Annotated in this window: 16 protein-coding genes; 15 read left to right on the top strand and 1 reads right to left on the bottom strand. The window is 72.9% G+C overall.

All coding sequences use genetic code 11. The features are described from left to right. Positions 1 to 112: 112 nt before the first annotated feature. Complete coding sequence (locus ACFQ53_RS17345; RefSeq protein WP_200503873.1) at positions 113 to 625, bottom strand: inorganic diphosphatase; 513 nt, start codon at positions 623 to 625, stop codon at positions 113 to 115. A 100-nt stretch (positions 626 to 725) separates the two neighbouring features. On the opposite strand from ACFQ53_RS17345, the gene ACFQ53_RS17340 reads away from it, so the two are divergent. The 15 genes from ACFQ53_RS17340 (at position 726) to ACFQ53_RS17270 (ending at position 15275) form a co-directional block, all read left to right on the top strand. Beyond that, entirely contained in the window at positions 726 to 2147 is a 1422-nt protein-coding gene (locus ACFQ53_RS17340; protein WP_377862104.1) for a D-alanyl-D-alanine carboxypeptidase/D-alanyl-D-alanine-endopeptidase, read from the top strand. A gap of 12 nt (positions 2148 to 2159) precedes the next feature. Then, positions 2160 to 3260 carry a tRNA lysidine(34) synthetase TilS gene (gene tilS / locus ACFQ53_RS17335; RefSeq protein ID WP_377862101.1) on the top strand — a complete coding sequence of 367 codons (1101 nt, stop codon included), beginning with the start codon at positions 2160 to 2162 and terminating at the stop codon, positions 3258 to 3260. 62 nt (positions 3261 to 3322) lie between these two features. After that, complete coding sequence (gene hpt / locus ACFQ53_RS17330) at positions 3323 to 3874, top strand: hypoxanthine phosphoribosyltransferase (RefSeq protein ID WP_152353369.1); 552 nt, start codon at positions 3323 to 3325, stop codon at positions 3872 to 3874. A 1-nt stretch (position 3875) separates the two neighbouring features. Continuing rightward, a complete protein-coding gene (ftsH, locus tag ACFQ53_RS17325) occupies positions 3876 to 5972 on the top strand; it encodes an ATP-dependent zinc metalloprotease FtsH (RefSeq protein WP_152353368.1) in 2097 nt (698 codons plus the stop codon). 1 nt (position 5973) lies between these two features. After that, a complete protein-coding gene (gene folE / locus ACFQ53_RS17320) occupies positions 5974 to 6609 on the top strand; it encodes a GTP cyclohydrolase I FolE (RefSeq protein ID WP_377862096.1) in 636 nt (211 codons plus the stop codon). Between the two features lie 4 nt (positions 6610 to 6613). Continuing rightward, positions 6614 to 7531, top strand: a complete 918-nt coding sequence (gene folP, locus ACFQ53_RS17315; RefSeq protein ID WP_377862093.1) for a dihydropteroate synthase — start codon at positions 6614 to 6616, stop codon at positions 7529 to 7531. Beyond that, positions 7528 to 8445, top strand: coding sequence for a 2-amino-4-hydroxy-6-hydroxymethyldihydropteridine diphosphokinase (folK, locus tag ACFQ53_RS17310; RefSeq protein WP_377862090.1), 918 nt, complete (start codon positions 7528 to 7530; stop codon positions 8443 to 8445). Before folP ends, folK begins: the two co-directional genes overlap by 4 nt. After that, positions 8445 to 8948, top strand: a complete 504-nt coding sequence (locus ACFQ53_RS17305; RefSeq protein WP_377862087.1) for a DUF3180 domain-containing protein — start codon at positions 8445 to 8447, stop codon at positions 8946 to 8948. Before folK ends, ACFQ53_RS17305 begins: the two co-directional genes overlap by 1 nt. Positions 8949 to 9038: 90 nt before the next feature. Next, complete coding sequence (locus tag ACFQ53_RS17300) at positions 9039 to 9542, top strand: PH domain-containing protein (protein ID WP_377862084.1); 504 nt, start codon at positions 9039 to 9041, stop codon at positions 9540 to 9542. Further along, on the top strand, positions 9539 to 11227 hold the full coding sequence (locus ACFQ53_RS17295; RefSeq protein ID WP_377862081.1) for a PH domain-containing protein: 1689 nt from the start codon (positions 9539 to 9541) through the stop codon (positions 11225 to 11227). The genes ACFQ53_RS17300 and ACFQ53_RS17295 overlap by 4 nt, the downstream gene beginning before the upstream one ends. After that, positions 11224 to 12120, top strand: a complete 897-nt coding sequence (locus ACFQ53_RS17290; protein ID WP_377862078.1) for a Rossmann-like and DUF2520 domain-containing protein — start codon at positions 11224 to 11226, stop codon at positions 12118 to 12120. Before ACFQ53_RS17295 ends, ACFQ53_RS17290 begins: the two co-directional genes overlap by 4 nt. Positions 12121 to 12166: 46 nt before the next feature. Further along, a complete protein-coding gene (panC, locus tag ACFQ53_RS17285) occupies positions 12167 to 13021 on the top strand; it encodes a pantoate--beta-alanine ligase (RefSeq protein ID WP_377862075.1) in 855 nt (284 codons plus the stop codon). Between the two features lie 50 nt (positions 13022 to 13071). Beyond that, positions 13072 to 14595 carry a lysine--tRNA ligase gene (gene lysS / locus ACFQ53_RS17280; protein ID WP_377862072.1) on the top strand — a complete coding sequence of 508 codons (1524 nt, stop codon included), beginning with the start codon at positions 13072 to 13074 and terminating at the stop codon, positions 14593 to 14595. Position 14596: 1 nt separating this feature from the next. Next, positions 14597 to 14782, top strand: a complete 186-nt coding sequence (locus ACFQ53_RS17275; RefSeq protein WP_249480475.1) for a hypothetical protein — start codon at positions 14597 to 14599, stop codon at positions 14780 to 14782. A 163-nt stretch (positions 14783 to 14945) separates the two neighbouring features. Further along, the gene (locus ACFQ53_RS17270) at positions 14946 to 15275 is read left to right on the top strand and encodes an Lsr2 family protein (RefSeq protein WP_249480473.1); all 330 of its coding nucleotides are present in this window, start codon (positions 14946 to 14948) and stop codon (positions 15273 to 15275) included. The last annotated feature ends 117 nt before the right edge of the window (positions 15276 to 15392 follow it).

The following is a 15392-nucleotide window of genomic DNA, read 5'->3' as shown; positions in this document are numbered from 1 at the left end:
CACCGGATCCCAGCGGATCCGGTGCGCCGCGCTCTTGTCCTCGGTTCTTCGGCCGGTCGGCCATGGACCGGCGAGCCGGCTCCCGTGCGGGAGGCCGGACGCCGGGCCGCGGTCAGACCTCGACCGTGAACTCGTTCTCGTGCTCGGTGCCCTTGGCGCGCTCGTAGGAGCGGCGGATCTCCGCCTCGGCGTCGCTGCGGCCCTCCCAGTGGGCGCCCTCGACGCTCTTGCCGGGCTCGAGGTCCTTGTAGACCTCGAAGAAGTGCTGGATCTCCAGGCGGTGGAACTCGGAGACGTCCGTGAGCTCCTGGCGGCGCACCTGGCGCTGGTCGCCCACCGGCACGGCGATGATCTTGTCGTCGCCGCCGGACTCGTCGCGCATGCGGAACATGCCCAGCGCGCGGCAGCGGATCAGGCAGCCCGGGAACGTCGGCTCCTCGAGGAGGACCAGGCAGTCCAGCGGATCGCCGTCCTCGCCCAGCGTGCCCTCGATGAACCCGTAGTCGTCCGGGTAGCGGGTGGCGGTGAACAGCATCCGGTCCAGCCGGATGCGACCGTTGTGGTGGTCCACCTCGTACTTGTTGCGATTCCCTCGGGGGATCTCGATCGTGACGTCGAACTCCACGTCTGCGGCTCCGTTGCGGTGCTCATCGCCCTGTGGGCGCGGTCAATGGTCCTCACACTCTATGCGGAGAGTGGTCCCGACACTCTATATCCTGGGATCCATGCGGACCGAGAAGCTCTGGCGCGCGATCGCCATCACGCTGTGCGCCGCAGTGCCTGTCAGCTTCTACGTGGTGGGCGACCTCACGGACGCGTTCCCCGGAGTGCTCACCCTCTCCACCGAGCAGCAGGGCGAGGACTCGGGCCCTCGCGCGCAGGGCGAGGACTACGACAGGGAGCAGGCAGACCCGATCGTCCCCACCCCCGCGACCGCCTCGACACGCACCGCCGACGAGGACCTGGCGGGTCGCCTTGCCTCCCACGCGAAGGATCCGGTGATCGACGGAGGACTGGCCTACTCCGTGGTCGACGCCGAGTCCGGCGACGTGATCGCCGAGCGCGACGCCGACACCGCGCGCGTCCCCGCCTCGACCCTCAAGCTCCTCACCGCCTCGGCCCTGCTGCGCAGCGTCGACGGCGACCAGCGCCTCACCACGCACGCCGTGCTCGACGGCAGGACCCTGACCCTCGTCGGCGAGGGCGACATGACGCTGACCCGGGAGCGCGTGGACGCCCTCGCGAAGGACGCGGCGAAGCTCGCGAAGGAGAACGGCCAGGACCAGGTCGCCCTGCGCCTGGACACCAGCGCCCTGCCCGGCGGGGAGAACCCGGCCTGGGGCGACAACGGCCGCGCGGGTGGCTGGGTCACTCCCACCGCGGCCCTCGCGGTCGACCAGGGCTGGCTCGACGGCGAGCAGTACGGCAAGAAGTCCGCGGACCCCGCGGGCGATGCCGCGAAGCTCTTCGCGAAGGACCTCGAGAAGCACGGGGTGAAGGTCTCCGGCGGCGCCGACGCGCACGTCGAGGGGGCGAAGGCGCCCGAGGTCGGCGGCGACGTCGTCGAGGTCGCCACGCGCTCCGCACCGCTCACCGACATCGTCCAGCACGCCCTGCAGACCTCCGACAACACGATCGCCGAGCTCATGGCCCACCTCACGGCCAAGGCGCAGGGCCTCGAGCCGACGCCGGAGAACGCCGCGAAGGCCGTGGACACCGAGGTGCGCTCCCTCGCCGACGAGCTCGGCGTGCCGCAGAAGGACCTCGAGGAGCTCGTGATCCGCGACGGCAGCGGCCTCTCGACGGGCGATCGCGTGCCCCCGCGGCTGCTCAGCGCGATCCTCGGCGAGGTCGCCTCGGGCGGCGCGCCGCAGCTCGAGCCGCTGCTGTACGACGTGCCGATCGCGGGCCTCACCGGCACCCTCGAGGAGCGCTTCGGCGCGAAGGGCGTCGCCGGCGCCCGCGGCACCGTGCGCGGCAAGACCGGGTACCTCGCGGGCACGTCGGCGCTCGCCGGCGTGACCGTGCTGCCCGACGGCCGCACCGTCGTCTTCGACATCGTCGTCCACGGCTTCGACGGGGCCGACGCCGACAAGGCCAAGGCCGCCGTGGACGACGTCGCCTACGAACTCGCCCGTCGGAGCTAGGAGCAGGCACCCATGGCAGGACCTCCGCGCGTGGTCGCACGCGCTCGCAGCGCGGTGCGCGCCGCCCTCCTCGCGCGCCTGGCGGACCTCGCCGACGCGACCGGCGGGGCCGCGCTCTCGCCGCGCGTCCTCGTCGGCCTCAGCGGCGGAGCCGACTCCCTCGCCCTGCTGGCCACCACCTGCTGGGTCGGCGCGAGGCTGGGGCTGGAGACGGAGGCGGTGATCGTCGACCACGGCCTGCAGGAAGGATCCGCGCCCGTCGCCGAGCGCGCCCGCGCCCAGGCCGAGCGCCTCGGGGCATCGACCGTCCACGTGCTCGCCGTCCACGTCGACCCCGAGGCGCCGGGCGGGATCGAGAACGCCGCGCGCGACGCCCGCCACGAGGCGCTCGAGACGCTGCTCGAGGAGCGCGGGGGCCTCGCGCTGCTGCTCGGCCACACCCTCGACGACCAGGCGGAGCAGGTGCTCATGGCGCTCGCCCGCGGTGCCGGGCCGCGCGCGCTCGCGGGCATCCCGGCCGCCCGCGGCCCCCTGCTGCGGCCCTTCCTGGGCGACGGCCGCGACGAGACGACAGCCGTCTCCCGGGCCGACACCGAGGAGATCTGCCGCGTGCACGACCTCGAGTGGTGGGAGGACCCGATGAACGCGGACACCTCCCTGCTGCGCGCCCGCGTGCGCCATCGGGTGCTGCCCGTGCTGCGCGAGGAGCTCGGCGAGCAGATCTCCCAGAACCTCGCCCGCAGCGCGGCGCTGGTCAGACCCGACTCCGACATGCTCGACGTCGACGCGGCCGCGCTGCGCGAATCCCTCGAGCGCGAGCTCGGGGACCTCGAGGAGGAGGGCGATGTGCTCGCCCTGGACGTGCACGCGCTCGCCGCGGCGCCGGGGCCCCTGCGCACCCGTGTGCTGCGCGATGCGTCACGCCTCGCCGAGCAGCGCGGCGGCGCCCCGTCGGACAAATCCCTGCTGCGCCGCCACGTGCTCGCGGCCGATGCGCTGGTGGTCTCATGGCACGGTCAGGCAGCCTCGCCCCTTCCGGGTAGGATCGAGGTCGCTCGTCGTGACGGACTGCTGGTGTGGCGACGCTCCCGCGACGGGAGCGCTCGCGCGTGAACAGCACTCCGGCGCCGAACCCGCGCGACGCCGAGCCGAAGCCGACCCACGGAGGAGACCGCGTGTCCGTCAACCCTCATGAGGACGTCGAACGCGTCCTGCTCGACGAGGAGACCATCCACGAGCGCCTGCGCGAGATGGGGGCCCGGATCGCCGAGGACTATGCGGACGAACCCCCGCTGCTGGTGGGAGTCCTCAAGGGCGCCGCGATCGTCATGTCCGATCTGGCCCGCACGATCGACCTCGACGTCGACATGGATTGGATGGCCGTGTCCTCCTACGGCTCGGGGACGAAGTCCTCGGGAGTGGTGAGGATCCTCAAGGACCTGGGCACGGACATCTCCGACCGCCGGGTGCTGATCGTCGAGGACATCATCGACTCCGGACTCACCCTGAAGTGGCTGCTGGCCAACCTCCGCTCGCGCGGCCCCAAGAGCGTGGACGTCGCCGCGCTGCTGCGCAAGCCCGAGGCCGCGCGCGTCGAGATCGACGTGAAGTACGTCGGCTTCGACATTCCCAACGAATTCGTGATCGGTTACGGCCTGGACTACGACGAGTCCTACCGGAACCTTCCCTACGTGGGCGTCCTGAAGCGCTCCGTGTACGAGGACTGAGATGGCAAGCACCACCAAGAAGAAGCGGCCCGGCGCGTCCATCGCGATCTGGGTCGCCGTCGCCCTGCTCCTGGGCATCCTCGCGTTCACCTTCCTGGGACGCGACAGCTACCAGCAGGTCGACACCGAGCAGGGCCTGCAGCTGCTGCAGGACGGCAAGGTCGAGCAGGCGAAGATCATCGACGGCAACCAGCAGAGGGTCGACCTCGTGCTGAGCCAGGACTTCGACGACAAGGGCAAGAAGGTCTACTTCTCCTACGTCACCGCGCGCGGTGACGCCGTCGTGGACGCCGTCGACAAGGCCGACCCGAAGAAGGGGTACACCGACGAGATCGCCACCAGCCCGTGGTGGTCGACGCTGCTCGTCTCCTTCCTGCCCCTGCTGCTGTTCATCGGCGTGTTCTGGTTCCTCATCATGAACAGCCAGGGCGGCGGCCGCGCCATGCAGTTCGGCAAGTCCAAGGCCAAGCTGTTCAACAAGGAGGCCCCGCAGGTCACATTCACCGACGTGGCGGGGGCCGACGAGGCCGTCGAGGAGCTCGACGAGATCAAGCAGTTCCTCGTCGACCCGGAGAAGTACCACGCCGTCGGCGCGAAGATCCCCAAGGGCGTCCTGCTCTACGGCCCTCCCGGCACCGGCAAGACCCTGCTCGCCAAGGCCGTCGCCGGCGAGGCGAACGTGCCCTTCTACTCGATCTCCGGCTCGGACTTCGTGGAGATGTTCGTGGGCGTCGGCGCGAGCCGCGTGCGCGACCTGTTCTCGACGGCGAAGGAGAACGCCCCGGCGATCATCTTCATCGACGAGATCGACGCCGTCGGCCGCCACCGCGGCGCCGGCATGGGCGGCGGGCACGACGAGCGCGAGCAGACCCTGAACCAGATGCTCGTGGAGATGGACGGGTTCGACGAGAACCAGAACGTCATCCTCATCGCCGCCACCAACCGCGTGGACATCCTCGACCCCGCGCTGCTGCGCCCGGGCCGCTTCGACCGCCAGGTCGCCGTGGGCCTGCCGGACCTCAAGGGGCGTCTGCACATCCTGAACGTCCACGCGCAGGGCAAGCCGCTCGCGGAGGACGTCGACCTCGAGATCGTCGCGCGGCGCACGATCGGCATGTCCGGTGCGGACCTCGCGAACGTGCTCAACGAGGCCGCGCTGCTCACGGCGCGCTCGAACAACCAGATCATCGACTCGCGGGCCCTGGACGAGGCGATCGACCGCGTCTCCATGGGACCGCAGCGCTACTCCAAGGTGATGAGCGACCGCGACCGCCAGATGACCGCCTACCACGAGGGCGGCCACGCGCTCGTGGCGGCCGCGCTGAACTACTCGGCGCCGGTCAACAAGGTGACGATCCTGCCGCGCGGCCAGGCCGGCGGCTACACGATGGTCGTGCCCACCCAGGACCGCAACTACCAGTCGCGCAACGAGCTCCTGGACCGCCTGTCCTACGCGCTCGGCGGCTACGCGGTCGAGGAGGGCATCTTCCACGACGTCACCACCGGCCCCAGCTCGGACCTGCAGAACGCCACCAAGATCGCACGCACCATGGTCACCCAGCTGGGCATGAGCGCGAAGGTCGGCCAGGTGTTCTACGGCAGCGGCCAGGACGAGGTCTTCGTCGGCATGCAGCAGGGCGGCGACGTCCAGGTCTCCGACGAGACCGCGCAGCTCATCGACGAGGAGGTGCGCCGTCTGGTCGACGAGGCGCTCTCCGAGGCCTGGGCCGTGATCTCCGAGAACCGGCCCGTGCTCGACCGCCTGGTCCTCGAGCTCCTGGAGAAGGAGACTCTCAACGAGCACCAGCTCGCGGCGGTCTTCGAGGGCGTCACCAAGCGCCCGCAGCGCGACGTCTGGCAGTCCTCCGCGCAGCGCCCCGTCTTCACGGCGCCGCTCGTGGGCGGCAATCCCGGCGATGCGAGCAGCGAGCACGGCGATGCGGGCGACCCGCTCACCCCCGGGCCGCCCGAGCTGCCCTCCCCGGGCGGCGACGGACCCCAGATCCCCGGCTACCCCGGAGGCACCGATCGCGGAGCCGGCGGCGCCGGACCGGAGGGGCTCCAGGGCACCGACGGCCCCGCGACCGAGGATCGCTGAGATGGGCGCGGACCTGGCTCCCGAGGAGCCCGCCGCGGCGGGCGCCCCGGTCGACCCGTCGACCGGGGCTCCCGGCGTCGACGCCCCGCGCATCGAGGCGGCCGTGCGCGAGATCCTCGCGGCGATCGGGGAGGACCCCGACCGCGACGGGCTCGTGCAGACCCCCTCGCGCGTGGCCCGCATGTACGGCGAGGTCTTCGAGGGCATGCGCATGGACGCCCACGAGCCCCTCTCGGTGACCTTCGGGGACATCGAGCACCAGGAGCTCGTGCTGGTGCGCGACATCCGCTTCCACTCCATGTGTGAGCACCACCTGCTGCCCTTCTTCGGTACGGCTCACGTGGGCTACATCCCCGGCGCGCGCGGCGTCACCGGCCTGTCGAAGATCGCGCGGCTCGTGCACGTCTACGCCCGTCGGCCCCAGGTCCAGGAGCGGATCACCACCCAGATCGCCGACGCCCTCATGGAGGAGCTGCGCGCGGCCGGCGCGATCGTGGTCCTGGAGGCCTCGCACATGTGCATGTCGATGCGCGGCGTGCGCGCCGAGGGCGCGCAGACCGTCACCTCGGCCGTGCGCGGCATCCTGCGCAAGGGCACCACGCGCTCCGAGGCCATGTCCCTCATCATGCGGGGCTGACGCCATGAGGACGCGCCCCGACGGACTGCCCGCGGACCTCGCGCGGGACCGCACCCTGGTGATGGGCATCCTCAACGTCACCCCGGACTCCTTCTCCGACGGGGGCGCGCACATGCGCCCCGAGCAGGCCCTCGACCATGCCGAGCGGATGCTCGCCGAGGGGGCCGCGATCATCGACGTCGGGGGCGAATCGACCCGGCCCGGCGCCGAGCGCGTCGAGGAGGCCGAGGAGCTGCGCCGTGTGGTCCCCGTGGTCCGTGAGCTCAGCGCGCGCGGCGCGGTCGTGAGCGTGGACACCATGCGCGCGGCCGTCGCGGAGGCGTCCCTCGAGGCTGGCGCACTCATCATCAACGACGTCTCGGCGGGCCTCGCCGACCAGGGCATGCCCGGGCTGCTGGCGCGCGCCCGGACCCGGCTCGGCGCCCCGCCCGTGGTGATCGCGATGCACTGGCGCGGCCACAGCGACGTCATGAACGACCTCGACGAGTACGCCGACGTCCCGCGCGACGTCGAGCGGGAGCTCGGCGCGCGCCTGGCGGCGCTGCGCGAGGCAGGGGTCGAGGACTCCCAGCTCGTCGCCGACCCCGGCCTGGGCTTCGCGAAGAACGGCGCGCAGAACTGGGAGATCCTGGGGGACTGGGACGCCCTGCTCGCCCACGACCTGCCGGTGCTCATCGGCGCCTCCCGCAAGCGCTTCCTGAGCACCCTGCCCGGGGATCGCGACGTCGCGACCGCGGCCGTCAGCGCCCTGTGCGCGCGCGAGGGCGCCTGGGCGGTGCGGGTGCACGACGTCGCGGCCTCCGTGGCCGCCGTCGAGGTCGGGGCCCGCTGGGCAGCCAGCGAGCGCGCGGCGCACCGCACGATGAGCGCGGATCGGTCGCCTCGGGCCGACGGACCCTCCCTCACGGGAGGCGCCCGATGAGCGCCCTCGTCGTCCCGCCGGACCTCGCGCGGGCCCTGCACCCGGGCCCGCCCGACGCGATCGAGCTGATCGGCCTGCGCGCCCGCGGCCATCACGGGGTGCTCGAGCACGAGCGCCGCGACGGGCAGGACTTCCTCGTCGACCTTCGGATGGACGTCGACACGGCGCCCGCCGGGCGGGCCGACGCCCTGGGCCGCACGGTGAACTACGCGGAGGTCGCGGACTCGGCCGTCGCCGAGCTCGAGGGCGGCCCCCACCAGCTCATCGAGACGCTCGCCGCGCGCATCGCCGGGCGGATCCTCGCCGAGCAGATCCTCGTGCGCCGCATCGAGGTCACCCTCCACAAGCCGTCGGCGCCGATCCCGCACCCCTTCTCCGACGTGCGCGTGCGCATCGAGCGCAGCGCTGCCGCGACCCCGGCCGTGCTCGCGCTGGGCAGCAACCTGGGCGCGCGCGAGCAGCATCTCTCCCGCGCGCTCGCCCTGCTGCGCGCCGCCGACGGCATCGAGATCGACTGGACCGCGCCCGTCGTCGAGACCGACCCGGTGGGAGGCGTCGCGCAGGACGCCTTCCTCAACACGGTCGTGGGCATCCGCAGCGAGCGCGGGCCGTGGCGCCTCCTCGACCTCGCCCACGCCCTCGAGGAGGACGCCCGGCGCGTGCGCCAGGTCCGCTGGGGGCCCCGCACGCTCGACGTCGACCTCATCGCCTACGGCGACCTGGTCCAGGACGACGAGGAGCTGACGCTGCCGCATCCCCGCGCCCACGAGCGCGCCTTCGTGCTGGCGCCCTGGCACGCCGCCCGGCCCGCGGCGGAGCTGCCCGGGCGCGGCCCCATCGGCCCGCTCCTCGCGCGCGCCGAGGATCGCGACGGCGTGCGCCCCGGCCCCGCGCTCGGAGGGTTCGGCGCCTGATGCGCCCGCTCTCGGTGCCGACGCTCGTCGTCCTCGGTCTGCTCGCAGCCGTGTTCGGCGCGGTGCTCGCGAACTTCGTGACCGGGCGCGGCGCCGTGCTCCCGGTGACCGGCTGGGTCACCGGGCTGCTGCTGCTCGCCCTGGGCGCCGTGCTGCTCGTGTGCGGGCTCCCGCTGCGCCGCTACACGAAGGAGAGCGAGGAGCGGCGGGAGAACCCGAGCACGGCCCCGCGCCGCCACTCGATCGACATGCTCACCGCCTTCCGCACGATCGTGTTCGCCCGCGCGTGCGCCTACACGGGGTCGATCGTCGGCGGCATCCAGCTCGGCCAGCTCGCCTTCTTCGTGTCCTCGGGGACGGGGACGCTCGTCGGCGCCCTGCTTCCCACGGGCTTCGGCGCCCTGTGCGGCATCGCCCTCGCGGTGCTCGGCGTGATCGTCGAGCGCTGGGGGACCCTCCCTCCGGACGACGGCGAGGGCGGGGCCCGCTCGACCGCGGCCTGAGCCCCGCGACCGCCGCTGCGACGCAGGTCAGGGGGTGTCACGGACGATCGTCGGGTGCCTCCGTGCCCGACGGCCTGCGAGGATGGTCCCATGGACGATTCGACGCGACCCCAGCGGCTGGGCGGACGGGGCCTCACCCCGGTCTCGCCGCGGCTCGTGCCCGCCCGCTACATCGCCGCGGTCCCGTGGTGGGTGATCTCCCCCGCGATCGCGATCGCCTGCCTCGTGCTGGGCCTGCGCCTGGGCTGGTGGTGGCTCGAGGCGCTCGCGATCGTGCCGATCCTCTGGTGCCTGCCCGGGGTCCTGCTCACGCCGCGCCGCGTGCGGGCGATCGGCTACCGGGCGGGGGAGGAGGAGCTGACCCTCGCGAGCGGACTGATGTTCCGCTCGGTCACCACCACCCCCTACGGCCGCGTGCAGTCCGTGGAGATCCACGAGGGCCCCGTCGAGCGCCGATACGGGATCGCCCGACTGTCCTACTCGACCGCATCCGACGACGCCGACGGCACCATCCCCGGGCTCCCCCGCGAGGACGCCGAGGAGCTCAAGGAGCTGCTCACCCGGCGCGGCATCGAGAGGATGCAGTCGCTGTGAGCGCCGAGGACGCAGCAGACGGCCCGGCCGGGCATGACGGTTCCCGTCGCACCCATCCGCTCACGCCCCTGCTGACGGGCTGGAAGATCTTCGCCGGCGTGATCGCCGTGATCGCGGCCCAGAACCTGGCCCAGCTCGTCGACGAGTTCACCGTGCGCCGTGCGCTGCTGGGACTGGGCGCGCTCGCGATCGCCCTCGCCATCGCGGTCGGCGTCAGCGCCCTGACCTGGTGGCGGACCACCTACGAGATCTCGTCCGACGGGGTCACGCGACGCTCGGGCCTGCTCACCCGCACCGGCCGCACCGCTCCGCGCGAGCGCATCGAGTCCGTCTCGGTCGAGCGTCCGGCGGTGCCGCGCCTGCTGGGCCTGGCGAAGGTGCGCGTCGAGTTCGCGGGCGGCTCCGAATCCCATCTCGACATCGCGTACGTCACGGCGGCCGATGCCGACGCCATCCGCACCGAGATCCTCGACGTGACCGTCGGGCGGCAGGACCGGACGGCGGGGGAGGCCGGCGCAGCCGCCGAACGCCCGACCGCCGAAGGCCCGGCCGCCGAAGGCCCGGCCGCCGACGGTGCGGCCGGCGTTCCCGCGCGGGGCCCCGTGTCCCCGGCGGAGGAGGCGCCCGGGGCTCCCGCCCGCGATCGCGGCCTGCGCGAGAGCCTGCGCGAGGTGGCCTACGACGGCGTCACCGACGGGGATCTCATCGCGCAGATCCCGACCACGCGTCTCCTGCACGCGATGCTGCGCGACGTCGGCTGGCTGATCGGGCTGGTCATCGGCGTGGTCTGGATCATCGTCACGGCCGTCATCGCCTGGCGCACCGACGGCGCGGGCGCAGGGCTGATCGCGGCCGCGCTGCCCGCGATCGTCGCGGTCCCGCAGGCGGTGCTGCATCGCCTCGAGGGCGGATGGGGCTTCGTCTCCCGCGACACCGACCGCGGACTGCGCATGCGCCGCGGCCTGTTCTCCACACGCACGGACAACCTCGGTGCCGGACGCGTGCAGGACCTGCGGCTGCGCCGCCCTCTGCTGTGGCGCGGACCCGAATGGACCGAGGCGCGGGTGAGCGTCGCCGGCATCGGCGAGGACGACTCCTCGGCGGCGACCAGCGCCCTGCCCGTGGGCACCCGCGAGGAGCTGCTGCGCACCCTCGGCCACCTCCTTCCCACCCTGGGCACCGAGGACGACGCCGCGCTGCTGGACCGCCTGCTCACCGCTCGCGCGCGGGATCTCGGCGGCATCGGACCCCGCCATCGGCTCTTCGTCATCGGCCGGCGCACCCGCCGCGTCCTGCTGCTGCCCGGCGCGCTCGTGCTGCGCAGCGGCGTGATCACCGCGAAGGTGCAGATCGTCCCGCGCGAGCGCATCCAGGGCCTGAGCCTCGCGCAGGGCCCCGTCGGCCGCATGACCTCCACCGCGACCCTCGCGGTCGGGGTCGCCGCGGCCCGCGCCGAGATCGCCGGGGTCGACATCGCCGACCTCCTCGAGCTCGAGGACGCCCTGCGCCCGGACGCCGCGCAGGGCCGCCGCTACCGCGATCGCGACGACTGGCCGCGACCGCCGCTCGGACCCCACGCGCACGCGCCGTCGGCCCCCGCCCCGACGTCGGCTCCCGACCCGGCCGCGGCCCCGGTCCCCGCCGCGGCTCCGGCGCCGAGCCCGGACCCGGAGGAGGACGCATGAGCGCCCCTCGCCTGGGCGTCGGCATCATCGGCACCGGCCGCGTCGGCGCCGCCCTCGGCGCCGCCCTGCGCGCCGAGGGGCACGCGATCACCGGTGCCTACGCCGTCTCCGACGCCTCCCGCGAGCGCGCCGCGCAGATGCTGCCGGACGTCCCCCTGCTCGAGATCGACCGGATCGTCGAGCGCAGCGAGCTCGTCCTGCTGGCCGTGCCCGACGACCAGCTCGCACCGCTGGCCGCGGGCATCGCCGCGACGGGCCTCGCCCCGGGCGGGCAGATCTTCGCCCACACCTCGGGCCTGCACGGCATCAGCTCCCTCGCCCCGCTCGAGCGCACCGGCGCGATCGCCCTCGCCCTGCACCCCGCGATGACGTTCACCGGCACCGCCGCAGACCTCCCGCGCCTGGTCGGCTGCCCGATCGCCGTCACCGCCCGCGAGGCCTTCCTGCCGATCGCCCAGGCCCTCGTCGTCGAGATCGGCGCCGAACCGGTGACCCTCGCCGAGGGGGACCGCGCGCTCTACCACGCGGCCCTCTCCCACGGCGCGAACCACCTGGTGGTGCTCGTGGACCAGGCGCGCGAGCTGCTCGCCAGGATCGGCATCGACCAGCCGGGGGAGTACCTGCGCCCGCTCCTGACCGCCGCCCTCGAGGAGTCCCTGCGGCGCGGCGCGAGCGCCCTCACCGGACCCGTCTCCCGCGGCGACGCCGGCACCGTCGAGGCGCACCTCGCCGCGCTCGCCGAGGCCGACGGGACGGCGGGCGCCCTGTCCCCGGCCGACAGCGCCCGCACCTACCGGGCGCTCGCCCGCGCGGCGCTCTCGCGCGCAGGGCTCGGCGCGGCCGAGGAGAGCGCGATCCGTGAGATCCTTCGGGAGCCCGACGCAGGGGAGTGACCTGCGGGCCGACGCGCGTCGGAACGGGCAGGACCAGGAGGAGCAGATGACCGAGCCGGCCACCCAGCTGGTGACGACGAAGGACGCGCTGCGCGCCGCCCGCGCGCAGCTCGAGGGCCCCGTCGCGGTGGTGATGACGATGGGCGCCCTGCACGAGGGGCACCTGAGCCTCGTCCACCGCGCCCGCGAGGTCGCCCGCCACGTGATCCTCACCGACTTCGTCAACCCCCTCCAGTTCGGCCCCGGCGAGGACCTCGAGACCTACCCGCGGGACCTCGACGCGGACCTCGCGCTCGTCGACGGCCTCGTCGACCTCGTCTTCGCCCCGTCGGTCGAGGAGATGTACCCCGTGCTCCCGCCCGTCGTGAGCGTGAGCGCGGGCCGCCTGGGCACCGCCCTCGAGGGCTCCGCCCGGCCCGGGCACTTCGACGGCGTGGTCACCGTCGTCACCAAGCTCCTGCAGCTCACCGCTCCCGAGATCGCCGTGTTCGGCCGCAAGGACGCCCAGCAGCTCGCCATCGTCCAGGCTCTCGTGCGCGACCTCGACCTCCCGGTCCGCATCGAGGCGGCGCCCATCGTCCGCGAGCCCGGCGGTCTCGCCCGCTCGAGCCGGAACGTGCGCCTGGGCGCCGAGGGCCGCACGCACGCCCTCGCCCTCTCACGAGCGGTGCGCGCAGCCGAGGCCGCCGCCCCGTCGGCCGCCGGGATCCGCGCGGCCCTCGCGGATGCCGTCGCCGCAGGATCACCCGGAGTGCGCTGGGACTACGCGCTCGCCCTCGACCCCGTGACCTTCGAGGAGATCGGCGACGACCACGACGGCGAAGTGCTCGTGGTGATGGCCGCGCACGTGGACGGGGTGCGGCTCCTGGATGCGGCTGTGGTGGAGGTGACACCGTCCTGAAGACCACCCCGCCTGGGATACGCCGGGCCGGTGATGCGAGAATCACCCCTATGACTGCACAGCCCCCCAGCGATCAGCATCGCGCCCCGGACGCCCTGGACACCTCCGACCAGATCGCGGTCCGCAAGGCCAAGCGCGAGCGGCTGATCGAGCGGGGCGAGGAGGCCTACCCGGTCTCCGTGCCGGTCACCACCACGATCGCCGCGGTGCGCGAGGCGTACGGCCGCCTCGAGGCCGGCCAGGAGACGCAGGACGTCGTCGGCGTCGCCGGGCGCGTGGTCTTCCAGCGCAACACCGGCAAGCTCTGCTTCGCGACCGTCCAGGACGGCGCGGGCGAGCGCCTGCAGATCATGCTGAGCCTGGCCGAGGTCGGCGAGGAGCGTCTCGGCGCCTTCAAGGCCGACGTCGACCTGGGCGACCACGTCTTCTTCCACGGTCGCGTGGGGGCCTCGCGCCGCGGCGAGCTGTCGATCTTCGCGGACTCCTGGGCGATGGCCGCCAAGGCCGTGCGCCCCCTGCCCGTGCTGCACGCGGACCTCTCCGAGGAGTCCCGCGTGCGCCACCGCTACGTGGACCTCATCGTGCGCGAGGAGGCCCGCGCCTCCGTGCGCCAGCGGGCCGAGGTCATGCGCTCCCTGCGCTCGTCGTTCCAGGACCGCGATTTCGTGGAGATCGAGACGCCGATGCTCCAGGTGATCCCCTCGGGCGCGGCGGCGAGGCCCTTCGTCACCCACATGAACGCCTTCGACATGGACCTGTTCCTGCGCATCGCCCCCGAGCTCTTCCTCAAGCGCGCGGCCGTGGGCGGGCTCGAGCGGGTCTTCGAGATCAACCGGAACTTCCGCAACGAAGGCGCTGATTCCACGCATTCGCCGGAATTCGCGATGCTCGAGGCGTATCAGGCCTACGGGGACTACAACACGATCGGCGAACTCACCCGCTCCCTCATCCAGGAGGCGGCGGAGGCCGCGACCGGTTCGCAGGTCGTCACTCTCGCGGACGGAGAGGAATACGACCTCTCGGGGAGCTGGAACCGGATCACCGTCTACGGATCCCTCTCGGAATCCCTGGGACAGGAGATCACGCCGGAGACGACTCCCGAGGAGCTGCGGAAGATCGCACGCTCGCTCGATCTGGATCTCGACCACCCGAAGTTCGGCCACGGGAAGCTCGTCGAGGAGCTCTTCGAGCACCGGGTCTCCGATCATCTCCACGCACCCACGTTCGTCCGCGATTTCCCGGTCGAGACCAGTCCGCTGGTGCGCGCGCACCGCGAGACGCCGGGCGTCGTGGAGAAATGGGATCTGTACGTGCGCGGATTCGAGCTCGCGACCGGATATTCCGAGCTCGTGGATCCCGTCGTCCAGCGCGAGCGCTTCGAGCAGCAGGCGCGCCTGGCCGCAGCCGGCGACGACGAGGCGATGCGCCTGGACGAGGACTTCCTCGAGGCCATGGAGTACGCGCTCCCGCCCACCGGCGGCATGGGCATGGGGATCGACCGCCTGCTCATGGCCATCACCGGCCTGGGCATCCGCGAGACCATCACCTTCCCGCTCGTGAAGCCCGAGGCCTGAGATGGACAGCGGATTCCTGTACGAGGCCGGCTCCCTCCTCCCCCCGATCGGCGTCGGACTGCTCTTCTGGTTCACGATGCGCGCGATCCTGAGGGCCGACCGCCGCGAGCGCGAGGCAGAACGGCAGGCGGAGCGCGAACTCCGTGCCCAGCAGGGGAACTCGGGAGACCATCCGGAAGCTCCCTGAACGCGATTGTTATGAGATGGTCAATGCCTCGCGGGATTCATCGGCCGGCGAACGCCGCGGCGGGCATTTCGTGTTCTGATTGAATTCTCAGGTGCGGTGTGCAGATAATAGGGCGCGTCCAACACCTGTTAGGCGCTCCACACGCATCAAGGAGAACCACCCCATGGCACGGAAGACTTTCGTTGAACTCATCGACGACGTCGACGGGTCCAAGGCCGAGGAGACGGTGAGCTTCTCGCTCGACGGCGTCGCCTACGAGATCGATCTCTCGGACGAGAATGCGGAGAAGCTGCGCGAGGAGATCGGCGAGTGGGTCGGCCGCGCGCGCCGCGTGGCCGGGCGTCGCATCCGCGGCACGGGCAGCGGCTCCACCTCCACCTCCTCGAACGACTCCGCGAAGATCCGCGTCTGGGCCCGCGAGAACGGCCGCGAGGTCTCGGACCGCGGCCGCATCCCCGAGGAGCTCCGCCAGGCCTACTACGCCGCCAACTGACGGCGCGGCGCCGCGGCCTCGGCGCCTGAACGGCACGCCGGCCTCGAGCCCCACGGCTCGACCCGCCGCCCCCGGGACGGCCGGATCGACGAGGGCCCCGGGACGCATCAGCGTCCC

The organism is Brachybacterium sp. NPDC056505 (assembly GCF_042794925.1).
In the GTDB taxonomy this organism is placed as follows: Bacteria; Actinomycetota; Actinomycetes; order Actinomycetales; family Dermabacteraceae; genus Brachybacterium; species Brachybacterium kimchii.
Note: the sequence above shows the minus strand (reverse complement) of the source record. Positions and strands in the feature narration are given on the sequence as shown.

What these genes read in the sequence shown, in the direction of transcription:
- ACFQ53_RS17340 (WP_377862104.1), top strand. Translation starts at nt 726, where the DNA reads ATGCGGACCGAGAAGCTCTGGCGCGCGATCGCCATCACGCTGTGCGCC.
- tilS (WP_377862101.1), top strand. Translation starts at nt 2,160, where the DNA reads ATGGCAGGACCTCCGCGCGTGGTCGCACGCGCTCGCAGCGCGGTGCGC.
- ftsH (WP_152353368.1), top strand. Translation starts at nt 3,876, where the DNA reads ATGGCAAGCACCACCAAGAAGAAGCGGCCCGGCGCGTCCATCGCGATC.
- folE (WP_377862096.1), top strand. Translation starts at nt 5,974, where the DNA reads ATGGGCGCGGACCTGGCTCCCGAGGAGCCCGCCGCGGCGGGCGCCCCG.
- folP (WP_377862093.1), top strand. Translation starts at nt 6,614, where the DNA reads ATGAGGACGCGCCCCGACGGACTGCCCGCGGACCTCGCGCGGGACCGC.
- folK (WP_377862090.1), top strand. Translation starts at nt 7,528, where the DNA reads ATGAGCGCCCTCGTCGTCCCGCCGGACCTCGCGCGGGCCCTGCACCCG.
- ACFQ53_RS17305 (WP_377862087.1), top strand. Translation starts at nt 8,445, where the DNA reads ATGCGCCCGCTCTCGGTGCCGACGCTCGTCGTCCTCGGTCTGCTCGCA.
- ACFQ53_RS17300 (WP_377862084.1), top strand. Translation starts at nt 9,039, where the DNA reads ATGGACGATTCGACGCGACCCCAGCGGCTGGGCGGACGGGGCCTCACC.
- ACFQ53_RS17290 (WP_377862078.1), top strand. Translation starts at nt 11,224, where the DNA reads ATGAGCGCCCCTCGCCTGGGCGTCGGCATCATCGGCACCGGCCGCGTC.
- panC (WP_377862075.1), top strand. Translation starts at nt 12,167, where the DNA reads ATGACCGAGCCGGCCACCCAGCTGGTGACGACGAAGGACGCGCTGCGC.
- lysS (WP_377862072.1), top strand. Translation starts at nt 13,072, where the DNA reads ATGACTGCACAGCCCCCCAGCGATCAGCATCGCGCCCCGGACGCCCTG.
- ACFQ53_RS17275 (WP_249480475.1), top strand. Translation starts at nt 14,597, where the DNA reads ATGGACAGCGGATTCCTGTACGAGGCCGGCTCCCTCCTCCCCCCGATC.
- ACFQ53_RS17270 (WP_249480473.1), top strand. Translation starts at nt 14,946, where the DNA reads ATGGCACGGAAGACTTTCGTTGAACTCATCGACGACGTCGACGGGTCC.